Annotated in this window: 13 protein-coding genes and 2 pseudogenes; 10 read left to right on the top strand and 5 right to left on the bottom strand. The window is 59.6% G+C overall.

The window, feature by feature from the left end:
- The first annotated feature begins 178 nt into the window (after window positions 1–178).
- The 7 genes and pseudogenes from ACIONG_RS09230 (at window position 179) to ACIONG_RS09200 (ending at window position 8,520) form a co-directional block, all read left to right on the top strand.
- On the top strand, window positions 179–2,443 hold the full coding sequence (locus ACIONG_RS09230; protein ID WP_401298444.1) for an EAL domain-containing protein: 2,265 nt from the start codon (window positions 179–181) through the stop codon (window positions 2,441–2,443).
- The gene (locus ACIONG_RS09225) at window positions 2,440–4,311 is read left to right on the top strand and encodes a putative bifunctional diguanylate cyclase/phosphodiesterase (RefSeq protein ID WP_401298442.1); all 1,872 of its coding nucleotides are present in this window, start codon (window positions 2,440–2,442) and stop codon (window positions 4,309–4,311) included. Before ACIONG_RS09230 ends, ACIONG_RS09225 begins: the two co-directional genes overlap by 4 nt.
- A 44-nt stretch (window positions 4,312–4,355) precedes the next feature.
- Window positions 4,356–5,309: a cytochrome-c peroxidase gene (locus tag ACIONG_RS09220; RefSeq protein ID WP_401298439.1), complete on the top strand. Its 954-nt coding sequence runs from the start codon at window positions 4,356–4,358 to the stop codon at window positions 5,307–5,309.
- The gene (locus ACIONG_RS09215; RefSeq protein WP_401298436.1) at window positions 5,306–7,120 is read left to right on the top strand and encodes a DAHL domain-containing protein; all 1,815 of its coding nucleotides are present in this window, start codon (window positions 5,306–5,308) and stop codon (window positions 7,118–7,120) included. The genes ACIONG_RS09220 and ACIONG_RS09215 overlap by 4 nt, the downstream gene beginning before the upstream one ends.
- Window positions 7,117–7,554, top strand: a pseudogene (locus tag ACIONG_RS09210) (response regulator); the annotation flags it as partial. The gene ACIONG_RS09215 and the pseudogene ACIONG_RS09210, both read left to right, overlap by 4 nt.
- Before the next feature lie 156 nt (window positions 7,555–7,710).
- Window positions 7,711–7,797: pseudogene (locus ACIONG_RS09205) on the top strand (sensor histidine kinase); the annotation flags it as partial.
- 57 nt (window positions 7,798–7,854) lie between these two features.
- Complete coding sequence (locus ACIONG_RS09200) at window positions 7,855–8,520, top strand: ATP-binding protein (protein WP_401298547.1); 666 nt, start codon at window positions 7,855–7,857, stop codon at window positions 8,518–8,520.
- Window positions 8,521–8,527: 7 nt separating this feature from the next.
- Here the strand turns inward: ACIONG_RS09200 and ACIONG_RS09195 are convergent, their stop codons facing one another.
- Together ACIONG_RS09195 and ACIONG_RS09190 are read right to left on the bottom strand one after the other, a co-directional pair.
- Window positions 8,528–9,853: an APC family permease gene (locus ACIONG_RS09195; RefSeq protein ID WP_401298433.1), complete on the bottom strand. Its 1,326-nt coding sequence runs from the start codon at window positions 9,851–9,853 to the stop codon at window positions 8,528–8,530.
- A gap of 186 nt (window positions 9,854–10,039) precedes the next feature.
- On the bottom strand, window positions 10,040–10,855 hold the full coding sequence (locus tag ACIONG_RS09190; RefSeq protein WP_401298430.1) for a carbon-nitrogen hydrolase family protein: 816 nt from the start codon (window positions 10,853–10,855) through the stop codon (window positions 10,040–10,042).
- 125 nt (window positions 10,856–10,980) lie between these two features.
- On the opposite strand from ACIONG_RS09190, the gene ACIONG_RS09185 reads away from it, so the two are divergent.
- A complete protein-coding gene (locus tag ACIONG_RS09185; protein ID WP_103304594.1) occupies window positions 10,981–11,781 on the top strand; it encodes a LuxR C-terminal-related transcriptional regulator in 801 nt (266 codons plus the stop codon).
- Between the two features lie 133 nt (window positions 11,782–11,914).
- The gene (locus tag ACIONG_RS09180; protein WP_401298427.1) at window positions 11,915–13,534 is read left to right on the top strand and encodes an FMN-binding glutamate synthase family protein; all 1,620 of its coding nucleotides are present in this window, start codon (window positions 11,915–11,917) and stop codon (window positions 13,532–13,534) included.
- A 35-nt stretch (window positions 13,535–13,569) separates the two neighbouring features.
- Here ACIONG_RS09180 and ACIONG_RS09175 read toward each other — a convergent pair whose 3' ends face one another.
- From ACIONG_RS09175 to ACIONG_RS09165, 3 genes are all read right to left on the bottom strand, one after another.
- On the bottom strand, window positions 13,570–13,932 hold the full coding sequence (locus ACIONG_RS09175; protein WP_401298544.1) for a GtrA family protein: 363 nt from the start codon (window positions 13,930–13,932) through the stop codon (window positions 13,570–13,572).
- Between the two features lie 115 nt (window positions 13,933–14,047).
- On the bottom strand, window positions 14,048–15,541 hold the full coding sequence (locus tag ACIONG_RS09170) for a glucosyltransferase domain-containing protein (RefSeq protein ID WP_401298424.1): 1,494 nt from the start codon (window positions 15,539–15,541) through the stop codon (window positions 14,048–14,050).
- Between the two features lie 174 nt (window positions 15,542–15,715).
- Window positions 15,716–17,134 carry an amino acid permease gene (locus ACIONG_RS09165; RefSeq protein WP_401298421.1) on the bottom strand — a complete coding sequence of 473 codons (1,419 nt, stop codon included), beginning with the start codon at window positions 17,132–17,134 and terminating at the stop codon, window positions 15,716–15,718.
- Window positions 17,135–17,837: 703 nt separating this feature from the next.
- Here ACIONG_RS09165 and ACIONG_RS09160 point away from each other — a divergent pair.
- A complete protein-coding gene (locus ACIONG_RS09160; protein ID WP_401298419.1) occupies window positions 17,838–18,296 on the top strand; it encodes an REP-associated tyrosine transposase in 459 nt (152 codons plus the stop codon).
- The last annotated feature ends 188 nt before the right edge of the window (window positions 18,297–18,484 follow it).

Raw genomic sequence — 18,484 nt, 5'->3', positions numbered from 1 at the left:
AGGCTAGATGATTTTTTGCAGCGCTCACGCAAATCTTCGGCCCGGCTGCACAGGCGAAATGGCGCCGGGACAACTATGCTCATCACGTTGTACGACTCCGTCAGCCTTCGAACAGGCCTGACACGAGGGAAAGGATGCTCCCGATGACAGCAGCATGTGACCCCATGGACGTTGCGGCATGAGCCTGCCATCGACGCAGATCAATCGCCGTGTGCTCATTGTCGATGACAGTCCGGCCATTCATGGCGATTTTGCCAAGATTCTCAGCCCCGCCGCTCCCGAAGACGACGGTCTGGACGCAACCGAAAGCCTGTTGTTCGGCACACCGTCTGTGGCCCAGCCTCAGCTATTCGAAATCGATTCGGCGTTTCAGGGCCGCGAAGCCCTGGACAAGCTCGAAGCCGCGTTGGCCGACAATCGTCCGTATGCCATGGCCTTTATCGACATGCGCATGCCACCGGGCTGGGATGGCCTGGAGACCATCGAACGGCTGTGGCAGGTCGATCCCAGGTTGCAGGTCGCGCTGTGTACGGCTTATTCCGACTATTCCTGGGAAGACATCGACCGGCGCCTGGCGTTGAACGATCGCTTGCTGATTCTGAAAAAGCCCTTCGATGCGATCGAGATTCGCCAGATGGCCAGTGCCCTGACGGTCAAATGGCAAATGACCGAAGACGCCGAACTCAAGCTCAACCGGCTCGAACAAGCGGTTCAGGCGCGCACCCGGGAACTGTCCGACGCCAACATCATCGTGCAGAACAGCCCGACCATCCTTTACCGGCTGCGCGGCGACCCTTCGTTTGCGCTGATGTATATCTCCCACAACATCACCCGCTACGGCCATGTCGCGGCGGACCTCGTCGGCTCAGCGAACTGGGCTCAGGTACTGATTCACCCGGACGACCAGCCCTGCGTCGATGTCGCCATGGCCCGGGTGCTGGATCGTCATGCGTCGGGGGCGTCGATCGAATTTCGTCTGCGCACCGGTCAGGGCACCTGGCGCTGGGTGGAAAACCGCTACATCCCGGTACGCGATCACGACGGCCGACTGCTGGAAGTCGAAGGCATTATTCTGGACATCACCGAGCGTCGCCTCGCCGAGGAAAAACTGGCATTGCTGGCCCGCCTCGACGGCCTCACGGGGCTGGCCAATCGCGCCACGCTGATTGAGCGTCTGCATCAGGCGTTTGCCGCCGCACGCCGAGGCGCCATGCCCTTCGCGGTGTTTTATCTGGACCTGGACCACTTCAAGCGGATCAATGACACATTGGGCCATCCCGTCGGCGATCTGCTGTTGCAGGAGGTGGCCCGGCGCATCAGGACCGGTGTGCGCGAAAACGATGTCGTCGCGCGCCTCGGGGGTGACGAGTTCGCGATCCTGCAATTTGACGTCAGCGACCCGACCCAATCGGCCGCGATGGCGGCCAATATCCGCGACGCACTGCTGACGCCCTACAACCTGGCCGGCAATGCGTTGCACATTTCCGTGAGCATCGGCATCAGCACCTACAGCGCCAGCAGCCTCGATGCCGACAGCCTGCTCGGGCAGGCCGACATGGCCCTGTATCGCGCCAAGGAAATGGGCCGCAACCAGTACCACTTCCACTCGGAGGAGATCTCCCGGGAAGTGGCCGAGCGCATGACCATTGTCAGTGAATTGATGACCGCGCTTGAGGGCGATGAGCTGCGGCTGCATTACGCGCCGGAGATGGATTTGCACAGCGGCAGGATTCTGGGCATGGAGGCACAAATCGTCTGGCAACATCCGCGACTCGGGCTGCTGACGGCGGGCGCCTTTGTGCCGGCGGCGGAGCGAACCGGCGCGATCATTCCGCTGGGCCGCTGGGTGCTGGATCGCGCCTGCCGCCAGATGCAGATATGGCGCGACGAAGGTGTCGCGCCGCCGGTGATCGCGATCAAGCTTTCATTGGCCCAACTCAAGAGCGGCCCGGAGCTGATTTACGACGTACTGCGCACCACTGCACGCTGGGAGCTGGCGCCCTGGGACCTGCGTTTTGATGTCACCGAGGCGACGCTGGCCCAGACCAAGTGGACGCACAACGACGTACTGCCGCGCCTGCGCGAACTGGGCGTGACCATCGCCATCGATGATTTCGGCACCGAATACTCATCGTTCGATTACCTGAAAACCTACCGGGTCAATCACCTCAAACTCGCCCAGAGCTTTATCGACAGCGCGACTCAGGATGTGGCCGGCGCCAACGCTCTGCGAGCGATCGTCAATTTCGCCCGGGACCTGGACATCGGCATCATCGCCGAAGGCCAGCCTCCGCAGAATCGGCATTACGCAGCGTCCGCCGTTGCCCCGCTGCCCAGCGCGCAGGGTCTCTACTTCAGCGAAGCCGTCAGCGCCGAGCAGGCAGGACAATTGCTCAAGGACGGACACGCATCGGCTGCGCCCACACAGGAAGACGAGGGATGAAAAAGCCTTCCCCGCAAACCAACCGGCGCATCCTGATCATCGACGACACGCCGGCAATTCACGATGACTTCCGCAAGATCCTCGCCCCGCAGGCGCAAGACGAAGTCGATCTGAATCAGCTTGAGCAAACGCTGTTTGGCAGCCCCCTGTCGCCGCATTTGACGTTCCAGCTCGACTCCGCCTATCAAGGTCAGGAGGCTCTGGCCCTGGTCCAGCGCGCACTGGCTGCCGGCAGCCCTTACGCCCTCGCCTTCATCGACATGCGCATGCCGCCCGGCTGGGACGGCCTGGAAACCATCGAGCAACTGTGGCGCGCCGATCCTGACCTGCAAATCGCCTTGTGCACCGCCTACAGTGACTACAGCTGGGAAGCCATGGCCGAACGTCTGGAGTTCGGCGATCAATTGCTGATCCTGAAGAAACCGTTCGACAGCCTGGAAATCCGCCAGATGGCCAACGCCCTGACGTGGAAATGGCAGCTGGCCCAAGACGCCGCCCTGAAGATGCTCGGCCTTGAACGAACCATCGAGGCGCGGGTGCACGAATTGCTGAAAGTGTCGCACCTGCTGCAATACGACAGCCTCACCGGCCTGCCCAACAGCACCCTGCTCGGTGATCGTTTGAGTCAGGCGCTGGCCGTCTGCCGGCGCCATGACAAGCAACTGGTGGTGATGTTTCTGGGGCTGGACCGGTTCAAGCGCATCAACAATGCGCTGGGGCATCCGGCGGGTGACGAGATGCTCAAACGGGTGGGCCAGCAACTGTTGTTGTGCGTGCGTGAATCAGACTCGGTCTTTCGCTACGGCTCCGACGAGTTCGTGGTGATTCTCAGCGACATCAGCCACCCTCAGCAGACCCGCGGCATCGCCGAAAAAGTGCTTGCCGCCATCCGCCTGCCACAGACGATTACCGGCCATGACGTCAGCGTTACGGCCAGCGTGGGCATCAGCGTCTACCCCGAAGACGGACTGGATGCCATCGAGCTGATCAAGAAAGCCGAGACCGCGATGCGCAACGTCAAGGAAACCGGCCCCAACGACATCGGTTTCTTCATCGAAGCCATGAACCTGCGGGCCCGTGAGCAACAAGGCATCGAGTCAGGCATTCGCCGGGCCCTGCAACAGCACGAATTCGTCCTCCACTATCAACCGAAAATCGATCTGCGCAGCAGCCGGGTGGTCGGCGCCGAAGCACTGGTGCGCTGGCAGAAACCCGGGCACGGCTGGGTATATCCGGCGGACTTCATTCCTGTGGCCGAAGACAGCGGACTGATCGTGCCACTGACCCAATGGGTGCTGGGCGAGGCCTGTCGCCAGACGCAGGCCTGGCAAGTGGCCGGACTGCCGCCGATCCGCATGTCAGTGAACATTTCACCGATCGACTTTCGTCAGCGGGATTTCGTCGACAGTGTCGAGCGGGCGCTGGCGCAGTCGGGGCTGGCGGCCGATTGGCTGGAGCTGGAAATCACCGAAAACGTACTGATGCAAAACGTCGAGGCGACGATGAGCGCGCTCAATCGTCTGAAGGCACTGGGCATACGCCTGGCCATCGACGACTTCGGTACCGGCTATTCCAGCCTGAGCTACCTGCGCCGGTTTCCCATTGATGTGCTGAAGATCGATCAATCGTTCATTCGCAGCCTGAGCAATGACAGCAACGATGCCGCCCTCGTCGGCGCCATCATCAGCCTGGGAAAAAGCCTGGGCCTGAAGGTCATCGCCGAAGGCATCGAAACCGCCGGACAACTGGCCTTTCTCAAGACTCACCACTGCGAAGAAGGACAGGGCTACTTTTTCAGCAAAGCCCTGCCGGCCACTGAATTTGTGGCTTTGCTGAGCGGCGCCGGATCCGCGCCATGGACGGTTTGATGCCCTCCCGTGAAACCGGCCTCGAATCAGGGAGTTCCTTATCGATGAACCTTTTGCATCGCGCCATGCTTTTGCTGTTTTGCGTGCTCTGCGCAAACGCCCGCGCCGAGCCGCTGGACGAACCGCTCAAGCCTTTGCCCAAGGTTGAGCAACAGGATGCCCGGCGTGTCGAACTCGGTCGCCGGTTATTCCACGAGCCACGGTTATCGATCAACAACACGCTGTCCTGCGCCAGCTGCCACCAACTGGACAAGAACGGTGCCGACAGCCGTACCTTTTCACTGGGCTTCGACGGCAAACCGGTAGCGTTCAACACGCCTAGCGTTTTCAACGCCGTCCTCAACTTTCGCCAGTTCTGGGACGGCCGCGTCGAAACACTGGAGCAGCAGAGCAACGTCGTCATCACCAGCCCGCATGAAATGGGCAGTGACTGGAGCACCGTTGTCGAGCGTATCGCCAGCGACGCCGATTATCGCCGGGACTTCGCCGCCGCCTACCCGGGCGGCGTGAGCAAGGCCAATATCCAGCAAGCGCTGGCCAGCTTCGAACGCACCTTGCTGACCCCTGACTCGCGTTTCGATCAATACCTGTCGGGCAACACCGACATCCTGACCCTGGAAGAAAAGTACGGCTACCAGCGTTTCAAGGATTACGGCTGCATTGCCTGCCATCAAGGCGTGAACATCGGCGGCAACATGTTCCAGAAATTCGGGGTGTTCGGTGATTACATCGCTGATCGCGGCCACCCGACGGAGGCCGACCAGGGACGCTTCAATGTCACCGCTGACGAAGCGGATCGTGCCGTGTTCAAGGTGCCGAGTCTGCGCAATGTCGCACTGACCGCGCCCTACTTCCACGACGGCTCGGCGCCGACCCTCGAGCGGGCCGTGGACGTGATGTTCCAATACCAGTTGGGGCGTATGCCGAGCGACGAAGACAAGGCCCTGATCATTCAGTTTCTGCAGACCCTGACCGGCCGATGGGAGGGCACGCCATGAACCACATCTCACGTCGCGGCAGCCTGCTGTTGCTCACTCTGCTCGCGGTGATCCTGGCCTCGACCCTGTTGTTTCTTTACCTCAAGTCCAGTTCCGAACGGACCATGACGTACACCGATTCCCGGGACCTGATCCGGCAAATCAAACAACAGAACGCGCTATGGGAAAACGAGGTGCTCAAGGCCAGAGTGGCGATCTCTCACAACTACGACCCGCTGGTATCGCCGATGAACGAGATGAGCCGGCTCTGGGAGCGCTTTGATTCTCTGGAGTCCGGGCACGGGCGCAACGACTCGGCGCAATGGAACGACGCCCATGAGGCCTACCTGCAAGCCATGCAGGAAAAGACCCGTCTGGTCGAACAGTTCAAGTCGCACAACGCCTTGCTGCGCAACTCGCTGGCATTCCTGCCGACGGCAGAAGACGACATCCAGGCGCAGCTGGCCAACCTGGCCGATTTCGATAAATTGCAACTGCAGAACATCACCACCGATACCTACGACCTGCTGCTCAGCGCCCTGGAGTTTGCTCAGGTCACCTCCGCCGAAAAGGCCGCCGACATCGAGGTCGGTCTGAACAAACTGGCGGTGAATGCACAACGCCTGCCCCAGGAGTTTCAGGCGCCGATCAGGATCTTGAGTAACCACATCAGACTGATTGCGCGGGAGCAGCCGCGGGTCAATCAATTGCTTGAAAGTATCGAAGCAATTCCCGTGGCCGACCGTCTGGACACCATCACCACCATGCTCGACCAGGATCAGCAGCGGGTCGAAATCATCGACCGCAAATACCACTTCTATCTGCTGCTGTTTTCCGTGCTGCTGATGTTGTCGCTGATGTGGCTGGCCGTTCGCCTGATTCGCAGTTTCGCCGAAATCAATCGGGTCAACAGCGCCTTGCAAGCCGCCAACGATGCACTGGAACAACGGGTCGAGGAGCGCACCCGCGAACTGAAGAACGCCCAGAGCGAACTGCTCGACGCCGCGCGTCAGGCCGGCATGGCGGAGATCGCGACCAACGTGCTGCACAACGTCGGCAACGTGCTTAACAGCGTGAACATTTCCTCCGACCTGATCGCGCGAAAACTGCGTGCCAGCAAAAGCCAGGGATTGGGCAAGGCCATGCAGTTGATCAACGAACACCCCCACGACCTCGGCCATTTTCTCAGCGAGGATGCCAAGGGCAAATTGCTCCCCGGCTACCTCAATCAACTGGTCGCCGCCATTGCCCTGGAACAGCAGGAAATGGTCGATGAGCTGAACCAGATGAACAAGAGCGTCGACCACATCAAGGACATTGTCGCCACCCAGCAATCCTATGCCGGGGCCAACAGCATGACCGAGCCGCTGTTCATCAACGAACTGCTCGAAGACGCGCTGCGCATGAACGCCGGCGCCCTGACCCGGCATCACGTCACGGTGGTCAAGGAGTACGCCGATGTGCCTCAGGTGATGGGCGACAAACACCGCTTGCTGCTGATTCTGATCAACCTCATCAGCAATGCCAAATACGCCATGTCCGACCTCAGCAATCGCCCACGCACCATGACCCTGGGCGTAAAAATCGTCGATGACCACTTCCTCGAAATCAGCGTTCGGGACGATGGCGAAGGCATTGCCGCCGAGAACATGACGCGGATCTTTGCCCACGGTTTTACTACGCGCAAGGAAGGCCACGGCTTCGGCCTGCACAGCTGCGCCCTGGCGGCCATCGAGATGAACGGCCACCTCACCGCCCACAGCGACGGACCGGGCAAAGGCGCGCTGTTCACCCTGCAGATCCCTCTGATCAGCGTCACGGAGAACGCATGAGCGAGCAGACCAACCGCCGTATTCTGCTGATCGACGACATGCCGTCGATCCATGAGGACTTTCGCAAGATTCTCGCGCCACCGGCAGCGCAATCGGTGGAACTGGACGAGATGGAAGCCGCACTGTTCGGCACTCAGGCTCATGCCGAGCGTCCGCTGTTTGAACTGGATTCGGCCTATGGCGGCGAAGAAGGTCTGGGCAAGCTGGTGCAGGCCATGCAGGAACAACGCCCCTACGCGCTGGCCTTTGTGGATATGCGCATGCCCGATGGCTGGGACGGCGCGAAAACCATCGAACACCTTTGGCAACAGGATCCGCTGCTGCAAGTGGTGGTGTGCACGGCGTACTCGGATTATTCCTGGGACGAACTGCTGGAACGTCTGCACGCCCATGATCGATTACTGATCCTGAAGAAGCCGTTCGACAACATCGAAGTGCAACAGATGGCCAATACCCTGTTGACCAAATGGCAGATGACGGAGCGCGCCTCGCTGCAAATGCATCATCTGGAGGATCTGGTCGATCAGCGCACCGCCCAGTTCAAGCAGGCCAGTGAAGCCCTGCAAAGAGAAATCGACGAACGCAAGCAATTGGAGGGGCAATTGGTGCAGTCGGAAAAACTCGCGTCACTGGGGCAACTGGCGGCCGGGGTGGCCCATGAAATCAACAACCCGATCGGCTTCATTTCCTCCAACCTCGGCACTCTGGACAGCTACTTCAAGCAGCTGCTGACCATGCTCGACGCCTACCAGACGCTTGGCCCCAGCCAGGACCGCGAGACCGTGGCACGGCTGGAGCAATTGCGCACAGACATCGAACTGGATTTTCTGCTTGAAGACATTCCCGTGCTGATCCGCGAATCCAAGGAAGGCATCGGCCGGGTCGGACAGATCGTCAAGGATCTGAAGGATTTCTCCCGGGTCGATACCAATCAGCAATGGCAGTGGGCCAACCTGCAGCAAGGCATCGAGTCGACCCTGAACATTGTCGCCAGCGAACTCAAATACAAGGCCGACGTGGTCAGGGAGTATCAGGCGCTGCCGGACATCGAGTGCCTGCCGTCGCAAATCAATCAGGTCATCATGAATCTGGTGGTCAACGCCGCTCAGGCCATGGGCGCCGAGCGCGGCACCATCACCTTGCGCACCGGGCAGGTGCAAGACACTGCATGGATTGAAGTTGCCGATACCGGTTCGGGCATCGCAGCGGACACTCTGCAAAAAATCTTCGACCCTTTCTTCACCACCAAACCGGTCGGCCAGGGGACAGGGCTGGGCTTGTCCCTGTCCTACGGCATCGTGAAAAAACACGGTGGAGACATTTCAGTGCGCAGCGAGCCAGGCGTGGGCACGACTTTTCGCGTCGAACTGCCGCTGCGCCAGAGCCGGCCCGGCGCGTGAGGACGCCTCAGGTGGCTTCCTGAAAATCCATCTCCGGCGGCTGGCGACGGAAGCCGCCAGTGAGCACCGCCAGATACACGACACCGATTGCCAGCCAGCTCAGGCCCAGATACACCGCCAGGTGATCGAGGCTGACCATCAGCCATAAATCCGCCACCAGACCGATGAACGGGAAAATCAGGAACAGCACCAGCTCGCGCAGCCCCTTCTTTTCACCGCCTATCCAGTAATGAAAGATCACCGACAGGTTCACCAGGCTGAACGCCAGGAACGCGCCGAAATTGATGAACGAGGTCGAGGTGGTCACGTCGAGTTTCAGCGCCAGCAATGCCACGACCGCGCAGAGCAGAATGCTGTTGACCGGTGTGCCGAAGCGCGCGTGCAAGGTGCCGAAGAACGATCTCGGCAGCACGCCGTCGCGACCCATCGCGAACAACAGTCGCGAGCCACTGGCCTGCGCCGAAAGCCCGGAAGCAAACTGACCGACGATCAGGCCGATGAGGAAGATCGAGACGAACAGGTCGCCGCCAATGTTGCGCGCAATTTCGTAGGCCGCCGAGTCGACGCTGTCGAACTGGAACGACGGGTGGGCGATCTGCACGAAGTACGAAACACCGACGAAAATCAGCCCGCCGATCAAGGTGATCAACATGATCGCCCGAGGAATGGTTCGACGTGGATCGCGGGCTTCTTCGGTCAACGTGCTGACCGCGTCAAAACCCAGAAACGAATAACAGGCGATGGCCGCACCGCTCATGATCAGTGGCATCTGCATGTCGCCGTTGAAGAACGGTTTGATCGACCACAGCGGCGTGCTCGCATCGCCTCCGATGTAGTGCACGCACAGCGCGACGAAGGCAATCAGCACAAGAAACTGCACCAGCATCAGCAAGGCGTTGATGCCGTTGGCCAGTTTCAGGCCGATGATGTTGATCGCACTGGTGATGCCGATGAACCCAAGGACCCAGATCCATTGCGCAATTGACGGGAAGGCCGAGGCCAGGTACGCGGCGCCGATCAGCCAGATCGCCATCGGCAGGAACAGATAGTCGAGCAGCACCGCCCAACCGGCAATGAACCCGAGTTTCGGGCTGATCGCCTTGCGTACGTAGCTGTAGGCGGAGCCGGCGACGGGGAACGCAGCGGCCATGCGCCCGTAGCTCATCGCGGTGAAAAACATCGCGATCAGTGCGGCCAGATAAGCGGCGGGCACCATGCCAGCGGTGGATTGGGCGAGGATGCCGAAGGTACCGAGGACAATGATCGGCGTCATGTAGGCGATGCCGAACAGCACCACCGACCCTAGCGAAAGGGTGCGTTGCAAACGAGCCATGGGCGACTTACTCCGAATTATTGGTTTTATGGCAGAGCCGAGTTCGGCGAATGTTTCGGGTGTGGCTGATCGTTCCCACGCTCTGCGTGGGAATGCCTCAATGGACGCTCTGCGTCTGCTCTTGGGACGCGGAGCGTCCCGGGCTGCATTCCCACGCAGAGCGTGGGAACGATCGGGTACAACGGGTCAAGGGATCAGCAACTCGCGCCGCCCGCAAGCGTGCTCCACCACCTCCCCCGGCAACTTCAAGCGCTGATCATCCAGATAGCGGTAATCCTTGCGCGCGATCTTCAATTGGGCGAAATCCAGCTCAACGCTGAACGTCCCTTCTTCGCGCCCCGCCTCGAACAACAGCGCCCCCAGCGGATCCACCAGCGCACTGCCACCGGCAAACATCAAGCCGTCATCCCCCGCGTCCACGCGGTTGACCATCAGCGCGAACGCCTGATTTTCCTGAGCCCGCGCCATGATCGCGGTGCGATGGGTCGGGCCATAGGGGTCCATGTTGCCGTTGGTCACGATCAGCAACTCGGCACCCAGTTGCGCCAAGGCACGGGCGGTTTCCGGAAACTCGATGTCGTAGCAGATCAGCAGACCGATGCGCACGCCGTTCCACACGCAGGTCGCATAGCGATCACCCGCCTCGAACACACCGCGATCGGAAGCCCACAAATGCGTCTTGCGATATTTCAAGGCAATGCCTTCGGGGGTGATCAGCAGTGTGGTGTTGAAGAAGCGACCGTTGTCGTTCTCGGCCATGCCGATCACCACCGCCATGTTGCGTTCGCGGGCGGCGGCCAGCACTGCGTTCACGGTCGGGCCATCCACTGGCTCGGATGTTTGCGCAACGGTCGCGGCAGTCGGGAAGCCCATCAGGTGAGTTTCCGGGAACACGATCAGTTGCGTGTCGGCCGCACACGCGGCAATCGCGGCAAGGGCCCGTTCGAGGTTGTAGGCGGTGCCATTGTCACGGCCCGCCAGTTGCGCGAGTTCGACTTTCATCGGTAATCCTTGTTCTGAGTGCCGGGCGCTGAAAGATTGCCCGGTGGCTGTCTGTGAGCCAGTATGCGCAGCAAGCAACCGGCCTGGGAATCACGCGGCCGGGGTAACCCGATAGGGGTAGATCGATGACACTTTCGTTTGACGACATCACCTGGCACCGCGCCGTCGGGCAGCTGATCGATGCGCTGGACAAGCCGAATTTCTGGGCGCAACTGGTGCGTTTGCTCGACCAGTACGTGGCGTTCGATAGCTGGGTTGCGCTGTTGTTCAGCGCCGATCAACACCCGCAGGTGTTCGCTGAATGCCCTGGCGTGGACGGCAGTCCGGATCAACTGTTTCAGGACTATCTGCGCGGTCTGTACCTGCTCGACCCGTTCTACATCGCCTGCCGCGAGCAATCGCGTACCGGTTTGTATCGCCTCTCGGAGGTGGCGCCGGAGCATTTCGAGCTGACCGAGTATTACCAGCGATACTTTCGTCTGAATGTGGTCGCCGACGAAATCCAGTTCAATTGTCAGCTCGAAGGCGAGCGCACGTTGTGCCTGTCGCTGGGCAGTAAAAAACGTTTCACTGGCGAGCAGATCGCTTTGCTGTCATTGATCCAGCCATGGGTGCTGGGCCTGTTGCGCCAGCGTCTGCCTTATGAGATCAACGAAACCGTGGCCCTTGCCACCTCACCCGCAGCGGTGGATTGGCGGGTGCAACTGGAAGCCTCGGTGCAACAACTCAAGGGCGCGCAACTGACCGCCCGCGAACTGGACGTCGGCCGTTTGATGCTCAGCGGTTGCTCCAGTAAAGAAATCGCCCGTAAGCTGGAAATCTCCGTAGAAACCGTGAAAGTCCATAAGAAACACATGTACAGCAAGCTGGGGATCAAATCCCAGTCGGAGCTGTTTTCGATATTTCTTCAGGCGCAGAACGCCTGAACAGCCAACGCACGCAGTGGCTTGATATCCCCTGTGGCGAGGGGATTCATCCCCTCACCACAATAGATCTCATCAACAGGCCCGCCTGCTGCCATAGGCTTGCAACCCATTGAGTCCGAACCAAGGAAACCGTATGGGCCTGTCACTTCTGAGCCGCTACGCCTTCTTTGCCGTCTGCGTGATTTTCACCCTCGCCAGCCTGCCTTTTCTCGAACATGACTGGCTGTGGCCATTCACCGCCGTCACTGGCGTATTAAGCCTGATCGGCCTGTTCGACCTGTTGCAGAGCCCGCACGCGGTGCGCCGCAACTACCCGATCCTCGGCAACATCCGCTACCTGGTCGAAGGCATTCGCCCGGAGATTCGCCAGTACCTGCTCGAATCCGACAGCGATGCCCTGCCCTTCTCTCGCGCCCAGCGCTCGCTGGTGTATTCGCGGGCAAAAAACGAAACCGCTGACAAACCCTTCGGCACGCTGATCGATGTCTATCAATCGGGTTTCGAATTCATCGGCCACTCGATGCGCCCGGCACCGCTGAGTGACCCGAGCAGCTTTCGCGTTACCGTCGGCGGCCCGCAGTGCAGCCAGCCGTACTCGGCGTCGGTGTTCAACATCTCGGCGATGAGCTTCGGCTCGCTGAGCGCCAACGCGATTCGCGCACTGAACCAGGGCGCGAAACTCGGCAACTTCGCCCACGACACCGGCGAAGGCAGCATCAGCCCCTATCACCGCGAGCACGGCGGCGACCTGACCTGGGAGCTGGGCAGCGGCTACTTCGGCTGCCGCACCAGCGACGGCCGTTTCGACCCGGAACGCTTCGCCGCCCAGGCGCAGAATCCGCAAGTACGGATGATCGAAATCAAGATGAGCCAGGGTGCCAAACCCGGCCATGGCGGCATCCTGCCCAAGCACAAGGTCACCAAGGAAATCGCCGAAACCCGCGGCATCATGATGGGTGAAGACTGTGTGTCGCCATCACGCCACAGCGCCTTTTCCACGCCGATCGAGATGATGCATTTCATCCAGCAACTGCGTGAACTGTCCGGCGGCAAACCGGTGGGTTTCAAATTCTGCCTCGGCCACCCATGGGAATTCATGGGCATCGCCAAAGCCATGCTGGAAACCGGCATCCTTCCGGACTTCATTGTCGTCGATGGCAAGGAAGGTGGCACCGGCGCTGCGCCCGTGGAATTCACCGACCACATCGGCGTGCCGATGCGTGAAGGCCTGCTGTTCGTGCACAACACGCTGGTCGGCCTGAATCTGCGCGACAAGATCAAACTCGGCGCCAGCGGCAAGATCGTCAGCGCGTTCGACATCGCCAGCGTGCTGGCCATCGGCGCCGACTGGGCCAACTCGGCGCGCGGCTTCATGTTCGCCATCGGCTGCATCCAGTCGCAAAGCTGCCACACCAACAAATGCCCGACCGGGGTCGCCACTCAGGATGCCCTGCGCCAGCGTGCGCTGGTCGTGCCGGACAAGGCGCAACGAGTGTTCAACTTCCATCGCAACACGTTGAAGGCGCTGGCGGAAATGCTCGCCGCAGCCGGGCTAGAACATCCATCACAATTGTCGGCCAAGCACCTGGTACGACGCATGTCCGCGACCGAGATCAAATTGTTCTCGCAGTTGCATGTGTTCCTCAAACCCGGCGAACTGCTCACTGGCGAAGTGAACGGCGAGTTTTATTCGCGGATGTGGCAGATGGCGCGGGCGGACAGTTTTGAGCCGCAGGAAGTGGCGGCGGCCTGACGATTGAGTGCGCCAGTCTGCCCGCAGCTGGCGCCTCAAGCAGGATTATTGCGAAACAACACAAACCGGAAAAAACCGTACCCCAGCAACAGATTCAGCAACGAAAACGAAACAACCGTCACCAGCCCCGGTAAACGCCAGATATCCGCCATCACCCCCACGCCATAACTTATGGCGCCCATCACAGCGATGAACATCAGATAAAGGAATACCGATGTTTCTCGCTCGAACGTGTAAAGCGCGTTCACGTAAAACGAGAACGCTGCGGCCACGCAGAACGCCGCAAAATTGCTGGCCGCCTGATCAAGACCGACGGCAGTACGGAGTACGAAAAATATTTGCCAATGGATCAGCGCGTCGGCCAGTCCGATCACGCTGATTGCAGAGAATTCTTTCATGGCCATTCCTGCTGATTCCACTTGGCGGGCTTTCAAGCTAGTTCATGGCGATGGGCCGGTCTACTGTCAGAAATTACAGGTACGAGGGTAGTTCCGACCAACGGTCATGGCTGCTTCACCATTGCAACAACCTCCCGTGCGGAGGCTCTTTCATGACAATGAAACCGTAATCGCCCAACAGGTAGATCCGGTAATTCAAGCTATCCACCAGCGCTGAATAACCCATATACCCCACGCGAGTAGCGTTGCGCCGCTCGCGTTCGGCAACCACGTTGGTGATGCCTGCACTCGGCAGATTTTCAGCGAGCATGTAGTAGTCGACGTTAAGCAGATAATGCAAAACCGGTAGCTGTCTGAACGACCCGGCTGCCGCCGTCAGCCAACGATCCGAATAGCTGACTGACAGGTAAATCCGCTTGGCTTTGCGCAGTTCGGGGTGCGCTGCAATATCGTGGCTCAAGCTGTAGAGCGCGCTGTTGGCGAAGATCTTTTGCATCGTCAGCACCCGGCCGTAAGCGAAGGACAGCGACAGCGTTGCCAGCAGAGGGATGATCAGCAGCAGCGGCAGTCGCGGGTGGTGCGCCGCCAAGGCGATATGCGCGAGATAGAACAGAAACACCAGCAGCACACCAAAGCCCATCAGCGTGCGCGCGCCTTCATTGAAGTCGCGGAAAAACAGGGTGATGCCCGGCACCAGCAGCATCAATAAAGGCAGAGGCAGTAGGCAGATCAGGCTGCGCAGCGCGCTATTCCCACGCGAGTTCCACCGCCGACTGACCCAGGCGATACCGGCCAACGCAAACAGCGTCAGACCGACAAAAATCCATGCGTAACCGCCATGAAGCAACAGTGCGACCTTCTCCAGCACCCGGCCAAGGTTGATGCCGATTTGCAACAGTGGATCGGCGCGCCAGTTCAGCAGTTCGCCACGGCCGGACGCCATGAACGGGTACGCGGTGATGCCGTAAATCAGCACGCCCAACACCAGTTGCGCGAGTTTTCCACCGAACAGACAAGCCACGTCGCGCCACGCCATTTGGCGATGCACAACCCGGATCAATTCCACGGCGCACAGACCGAGAAACACGTTGATGCAGATTTGATAAAGCCCGATGGCCAAGGCAATCAGCACTGCTGGAACCAGCCAGCGCTGTATCCGGGAATCGCTCTGCAATGTAATCGCATACACCACCGCGACCACACTCAAGGCCATGGCCGGGCCGTCGTATTGATAGGACAGGTTCTGCAACAGGAACGGGCTGTACCAGATTGGCAGCGCCACGCAGCAACAGGCCAGGGTCGGCTCGGAAAAATAGTGAAAAGTCAGCCGGGTCAGCGCCAGGCTCATCGCCATGCTGGCTAGTAGCAGCGGCAGCGGAAAGATGTCCGGCGCAGCACCGGTGAACGTGAGCGCCTGATACAACCAGTCGCTGAACAAACGCCCCTGCCCGGCCCACTCATTGCCGGCCGCGAGCGCGCGCCAGTTGTCGTCGATGTAGGGGAAGTCGGCGAGGATTATTGGCAGAACATAAAGAAAGGTCGCCAGTAGAAAGAACAGCAAGACTTGCCGCTGACTGAGTTCTCGCTCAAGAAACGCACTCGTCCTCATGGCTGCGCCTCTGTTCATTGCTGCGCGAAGGGATAACGCTTGGAACCCGTGCGGCGGCTTTTTATCGGTAATTCAGACCAGCGGCAAGGCGCTGCCCCACGCCACAAGGTTATTGCAGCCCAGAAAAAAACCCCGACCAAATGGCCGAGGCTTTGATGTTTCAACCGCTACAACTTACGAAGCAGAACGCACCGCGCCCTGCGACGCATTGGTCGGTTGCAGTTTGAACACGTAAAACAAGACAGTCAGCAGCACCAGAAACACCGGCCCGACATACAGCGCGATGCGCGTGTCCGGGAAGTACGCCATCAAGCCGACCACCAGCACCAGAAACGCCAGCGCACAGTACGAACTGAGCGGATACAGCCACATCTTGTATTTCAGGCCGGCACGCTCGCTGGCGCTCAGGCCTTTGCGGAATTTCAATTGCGCCAGCAGGATCATCACCCAGGTCCAGATCGCGCCGAAGGTGGCAATCGAGGTCACCCAGACGAAGACTTTTTCCGGCACCAGGTAGTTGAGCAACACGCCGATCAGCAAGGCAAAAATCGACAGCAGCAACGCCCGGCGTGGCACGCCGTTGGAGGTCTTGGCGAAACCGGCCGGGGCCTGACCGTTCTGCGCCAGGCTGTAGAGCATGCGCCCGGTGCTGAAGATGCCGCCGTTGCAGGAAGACAGGGCCGCAGTGATCACCACGAAGTTGATGATGCCGGCCGCCGTCTTGATGCCCAGACGTTCGAAGGTCATCACGAACGGGCTGCCCTGCGTGCCGATTTCATTCCATGGGTAGATCGACAGGATCACGAACAGTGCACCGACGTAGAACAGCAGAATCCGCCAGAACACCGAGCCGATGGCGTTAGGGATGGTCTTCTGCGGGTTCTTCGCTTCACCGGCGGTCAGGCCGATCATCTCGACACCGAGGTAGGCGAACATGACCATTTGCAGCGACATCAGCACACCGGTCACGCCGTTAGGCATGAAACCGCCGTGCGCCCACAGGTTGGAAATTCCCAGGGCCACGCCGTCGTTGCCGAAACCGAAAGCGATGATGCCAACGCCGCCGATCACCATGGCGATGATGGTGACGATCTTGATCAGGGCGAACCAGAATTCGAATTCACCGAAGGCCTTCACCGCGATCAGGTTGATCGAGCCCATGCTGACCAGCGCCGCGAGGGCCCAGATCCAGCGCGGCACATCGGGGAACCAGATGCCCATGTACACGGCGACGGCGGTGATTTCCGCGACGCACGTCACCAGCCACAGGAACCAGTAGTTCCAGCCTGTGAGGAAACCCGCCAAAGGCCCGAGATAGTCTTGCGCGTAGCGGCTGAACGAACCGGCCACCGGGTTGTGCACGGCCATTTCGCCGAGGGCGCGCATGATCACCAGGATCGCCAGACCGCCAAGAATGTAGGAAAGCATGATCGCCGGGCCGGCCATTTCGATGGCTTTGGCCGAACCTAGAAACAGGCCGACGCCGATACAGGCGCCGAGCGCCATCAGGCGAATATGCCGTTCGCCGAGTTCGCGTTTGAGCGGACCGCCCTGAGCGGTTTCGCCGTGGGGCAGGTGATTGCCAACTGGCATAGGGGTGCAACCTCGTCTTGTTATTGGATAGGACCACCGAGTGTCGAAGCCTCGACCGATAGGCGTTGGCTTGTAGAAAACCGCGCCTGCTTCGTGGGCAAACGCGTCTTGTAGGACAAAACCTGCAAGATCAGCGGGGCGTGCAGTATAAAAAGCGCTGGGCAGGTATTTTCACTCTATAAAACACAACATTCAGCGACAACTCTCGGCAAAAGCCCGGTTTACGGAGAGGCATTACCTGCATTACGTAGGAATTTTCACCGCCGAAAAAGGCGCCGAGTATTGCACAGCATTGGTGCATCGTCATGCTTGTGCTTAGGTCGAATTGATCCCCTCAAAGGCTCTGGCCTGCTCATCTCCAAGACAATTGTTGGCAAAGCTTTATCTGTGGCGAGGAAATTTATCCGTGGCGAGGGGATTTATCCCCGATGGCCTGCGCAGCAGGCTCAAACCCTGAAAATGCGGTGTGTCTGTATATATGGGGGGGGCTGGTTTTGGGGCTGCTGCGCAGCCCATCGGGGATAAATCCCCTCGCCACAGATACCCCCCCTCACCACAGATACCTCCTCTGCACACCAATCTCCTCTCCAATTAAATCGCTCTCTCCGTCCTTCACAGAAATCAGAAAATTCACTCAGGCGTTACAGATCCGACTCGGCTAACCCGGCACTAACCTAAAAAGATCAACCACAAGGAAGTGAAAGTGTCTGCCTATCCAAATTCCTGTCGTCTGCGCCTGGGCCGAAGCTCCGAGGTCGGTCGCGCCTATTTCATCACCGCTGTAGTCCACAATCGTCAGCCCATATTTTCCGATTGGCAAACAGGCCGTCTACTTGTCGACCAACTTCGTCAGGCACACGACAAAGGCCAGGCTGAGTCTATTGCCTGGGTTGTAATGCCCGACCATTTTCATTGGCTGATGCAGTTGAAGAGCGACGATCTTGGCGCTGTCATTGGCGGGATCAAGGCTCGCTGTACTCACGCTGTTAACAAAAAAACCGGGAGACGCGGGCCGTTATGGCAAACCGGGTTTCACGACCGCGCCATCCGCGATGGAGAAGACCTGAAACCGTTCGCCCGCTACATCATCGCCAACCCACTACGGGCCGGACTGGTAGAAAAGATAGGCGACTATCCACTCTGGGATGCCTGCTGGCTCTGAACCCGAATGTGGCGAGGGGATTTATCCCCGATGGCCTGCGCAGCAGGCCCAAGCCCTGAGAATGCGGTGTAGGTGTAACTGTATATATGGGGGGGCTGGTTTTGGGGCTGCTTCGCAGCCCATCGGGGCGGTGCGACGTTTCGCTAAATCCCCTCGCCACAGTAATTCTGCTGAGCCAATAAATTCCC

The organism is Pseudomonas sp. NPDC087817, assembly GCF_044742875.1.
Lineage (GTDB): Bacteria > Pseudomonadota > Gammaproteobacteria > Pseudomonadales > Pseudomonadaceae > Aquipseudomonas.
The sequence above is the reverse complement of the archived record's forward strand: the minus strand, read 5'-3'. Positions and strand labels throughout refer to the sequence as shown.

Bases quoted from the DNA above. Each gene is read 5' to 3' on its own strand.
- ACIONG_RS09225 (WP_401298442.1), top strand. From the start codon at position 2,440: ATGAAAAAGCCTTCCCCGCAAACCAACCGGCGCATCCTGATCATCGAC.
- ACIONG_RS09165 (WP_401298421.1), bottom strand. From the start codon at position 17,134: ATGCCAGTTGGCAATCACCTGCCCCACGGCGAAACCGCTCAGGGCGGT.
- ACIONG_RS09180 (WP_401298427.1), top strand. From the start codon at position 11,915: ATGGGCCTGTCACTTCTGAGCCGCTACGCCTTCTTTGCCGTCTGCGTG.
- ACIONG_RS09195 (WP_401298433.1), bottom strand. From the start codon at position 9,853: ATGGCTCGTTTGCAACGCACCCTTTCGCTAGGGTCGGTGGTGCTGTTC.
- ACIONG_RS09200 (WP_401298547.1), top strand. From the start codon at position 7,855: ATGCTCGACGCCTACCAGACGCTTGGCCCCAGCCAGGACCGCGAGACC.
- ACIONG_RS09175 (WP_401298544.1), bottom strand. From the start codon at position 13,932: ATGAAAGAATTCTCTGCAATCAGCGTGATCGGACTGGCCGACGCGCTG.
- ACIONG_RS09185 (WP_103304594.1), top strand. From the start codon at position 10,981: ATGACACTTTCGTTTGACGACATCACCTGGCACCGCGCCGTCGGGCAG.
- ACIONG_RS09220 (WP_401298439.1), top strand. From the start codon at position 4,356: ATGAACCTTTTGCATCGCGCCATGCTTTTGCTGTTTTGCGTGCTCTGC.
- ACIONG_RS09190 (WP_401298430.1), bottom strand. From the start codon at position 10,855: ATGAAAGTCGAACTCGCGCAACTGGCGGGCCGTGACAATGGCACCGCC.
- ACIONG_RS09170 (WP_401298424.1), bottom strand. From the start codon at position 15,541: ATGAGGACGAGTGCGTTTCTTGAGCGAGAACTCAGTCAGCGGCAAGTC.
- ACIONG_RS09230 (WP_401298444.1), top strand. From the start codon at position 179: ATGAGCCTGCCATCGACGCAGATCAATCGCCGTGTGCTCATTGTCGAT.
- ACIONG_RS09215 (WP_401298436.1), top strand. From the start codon at position 5,306: ATGAACCACATCTCACGTCGCGGCAGCCTGCTGTTGCTCACTCTGCTC.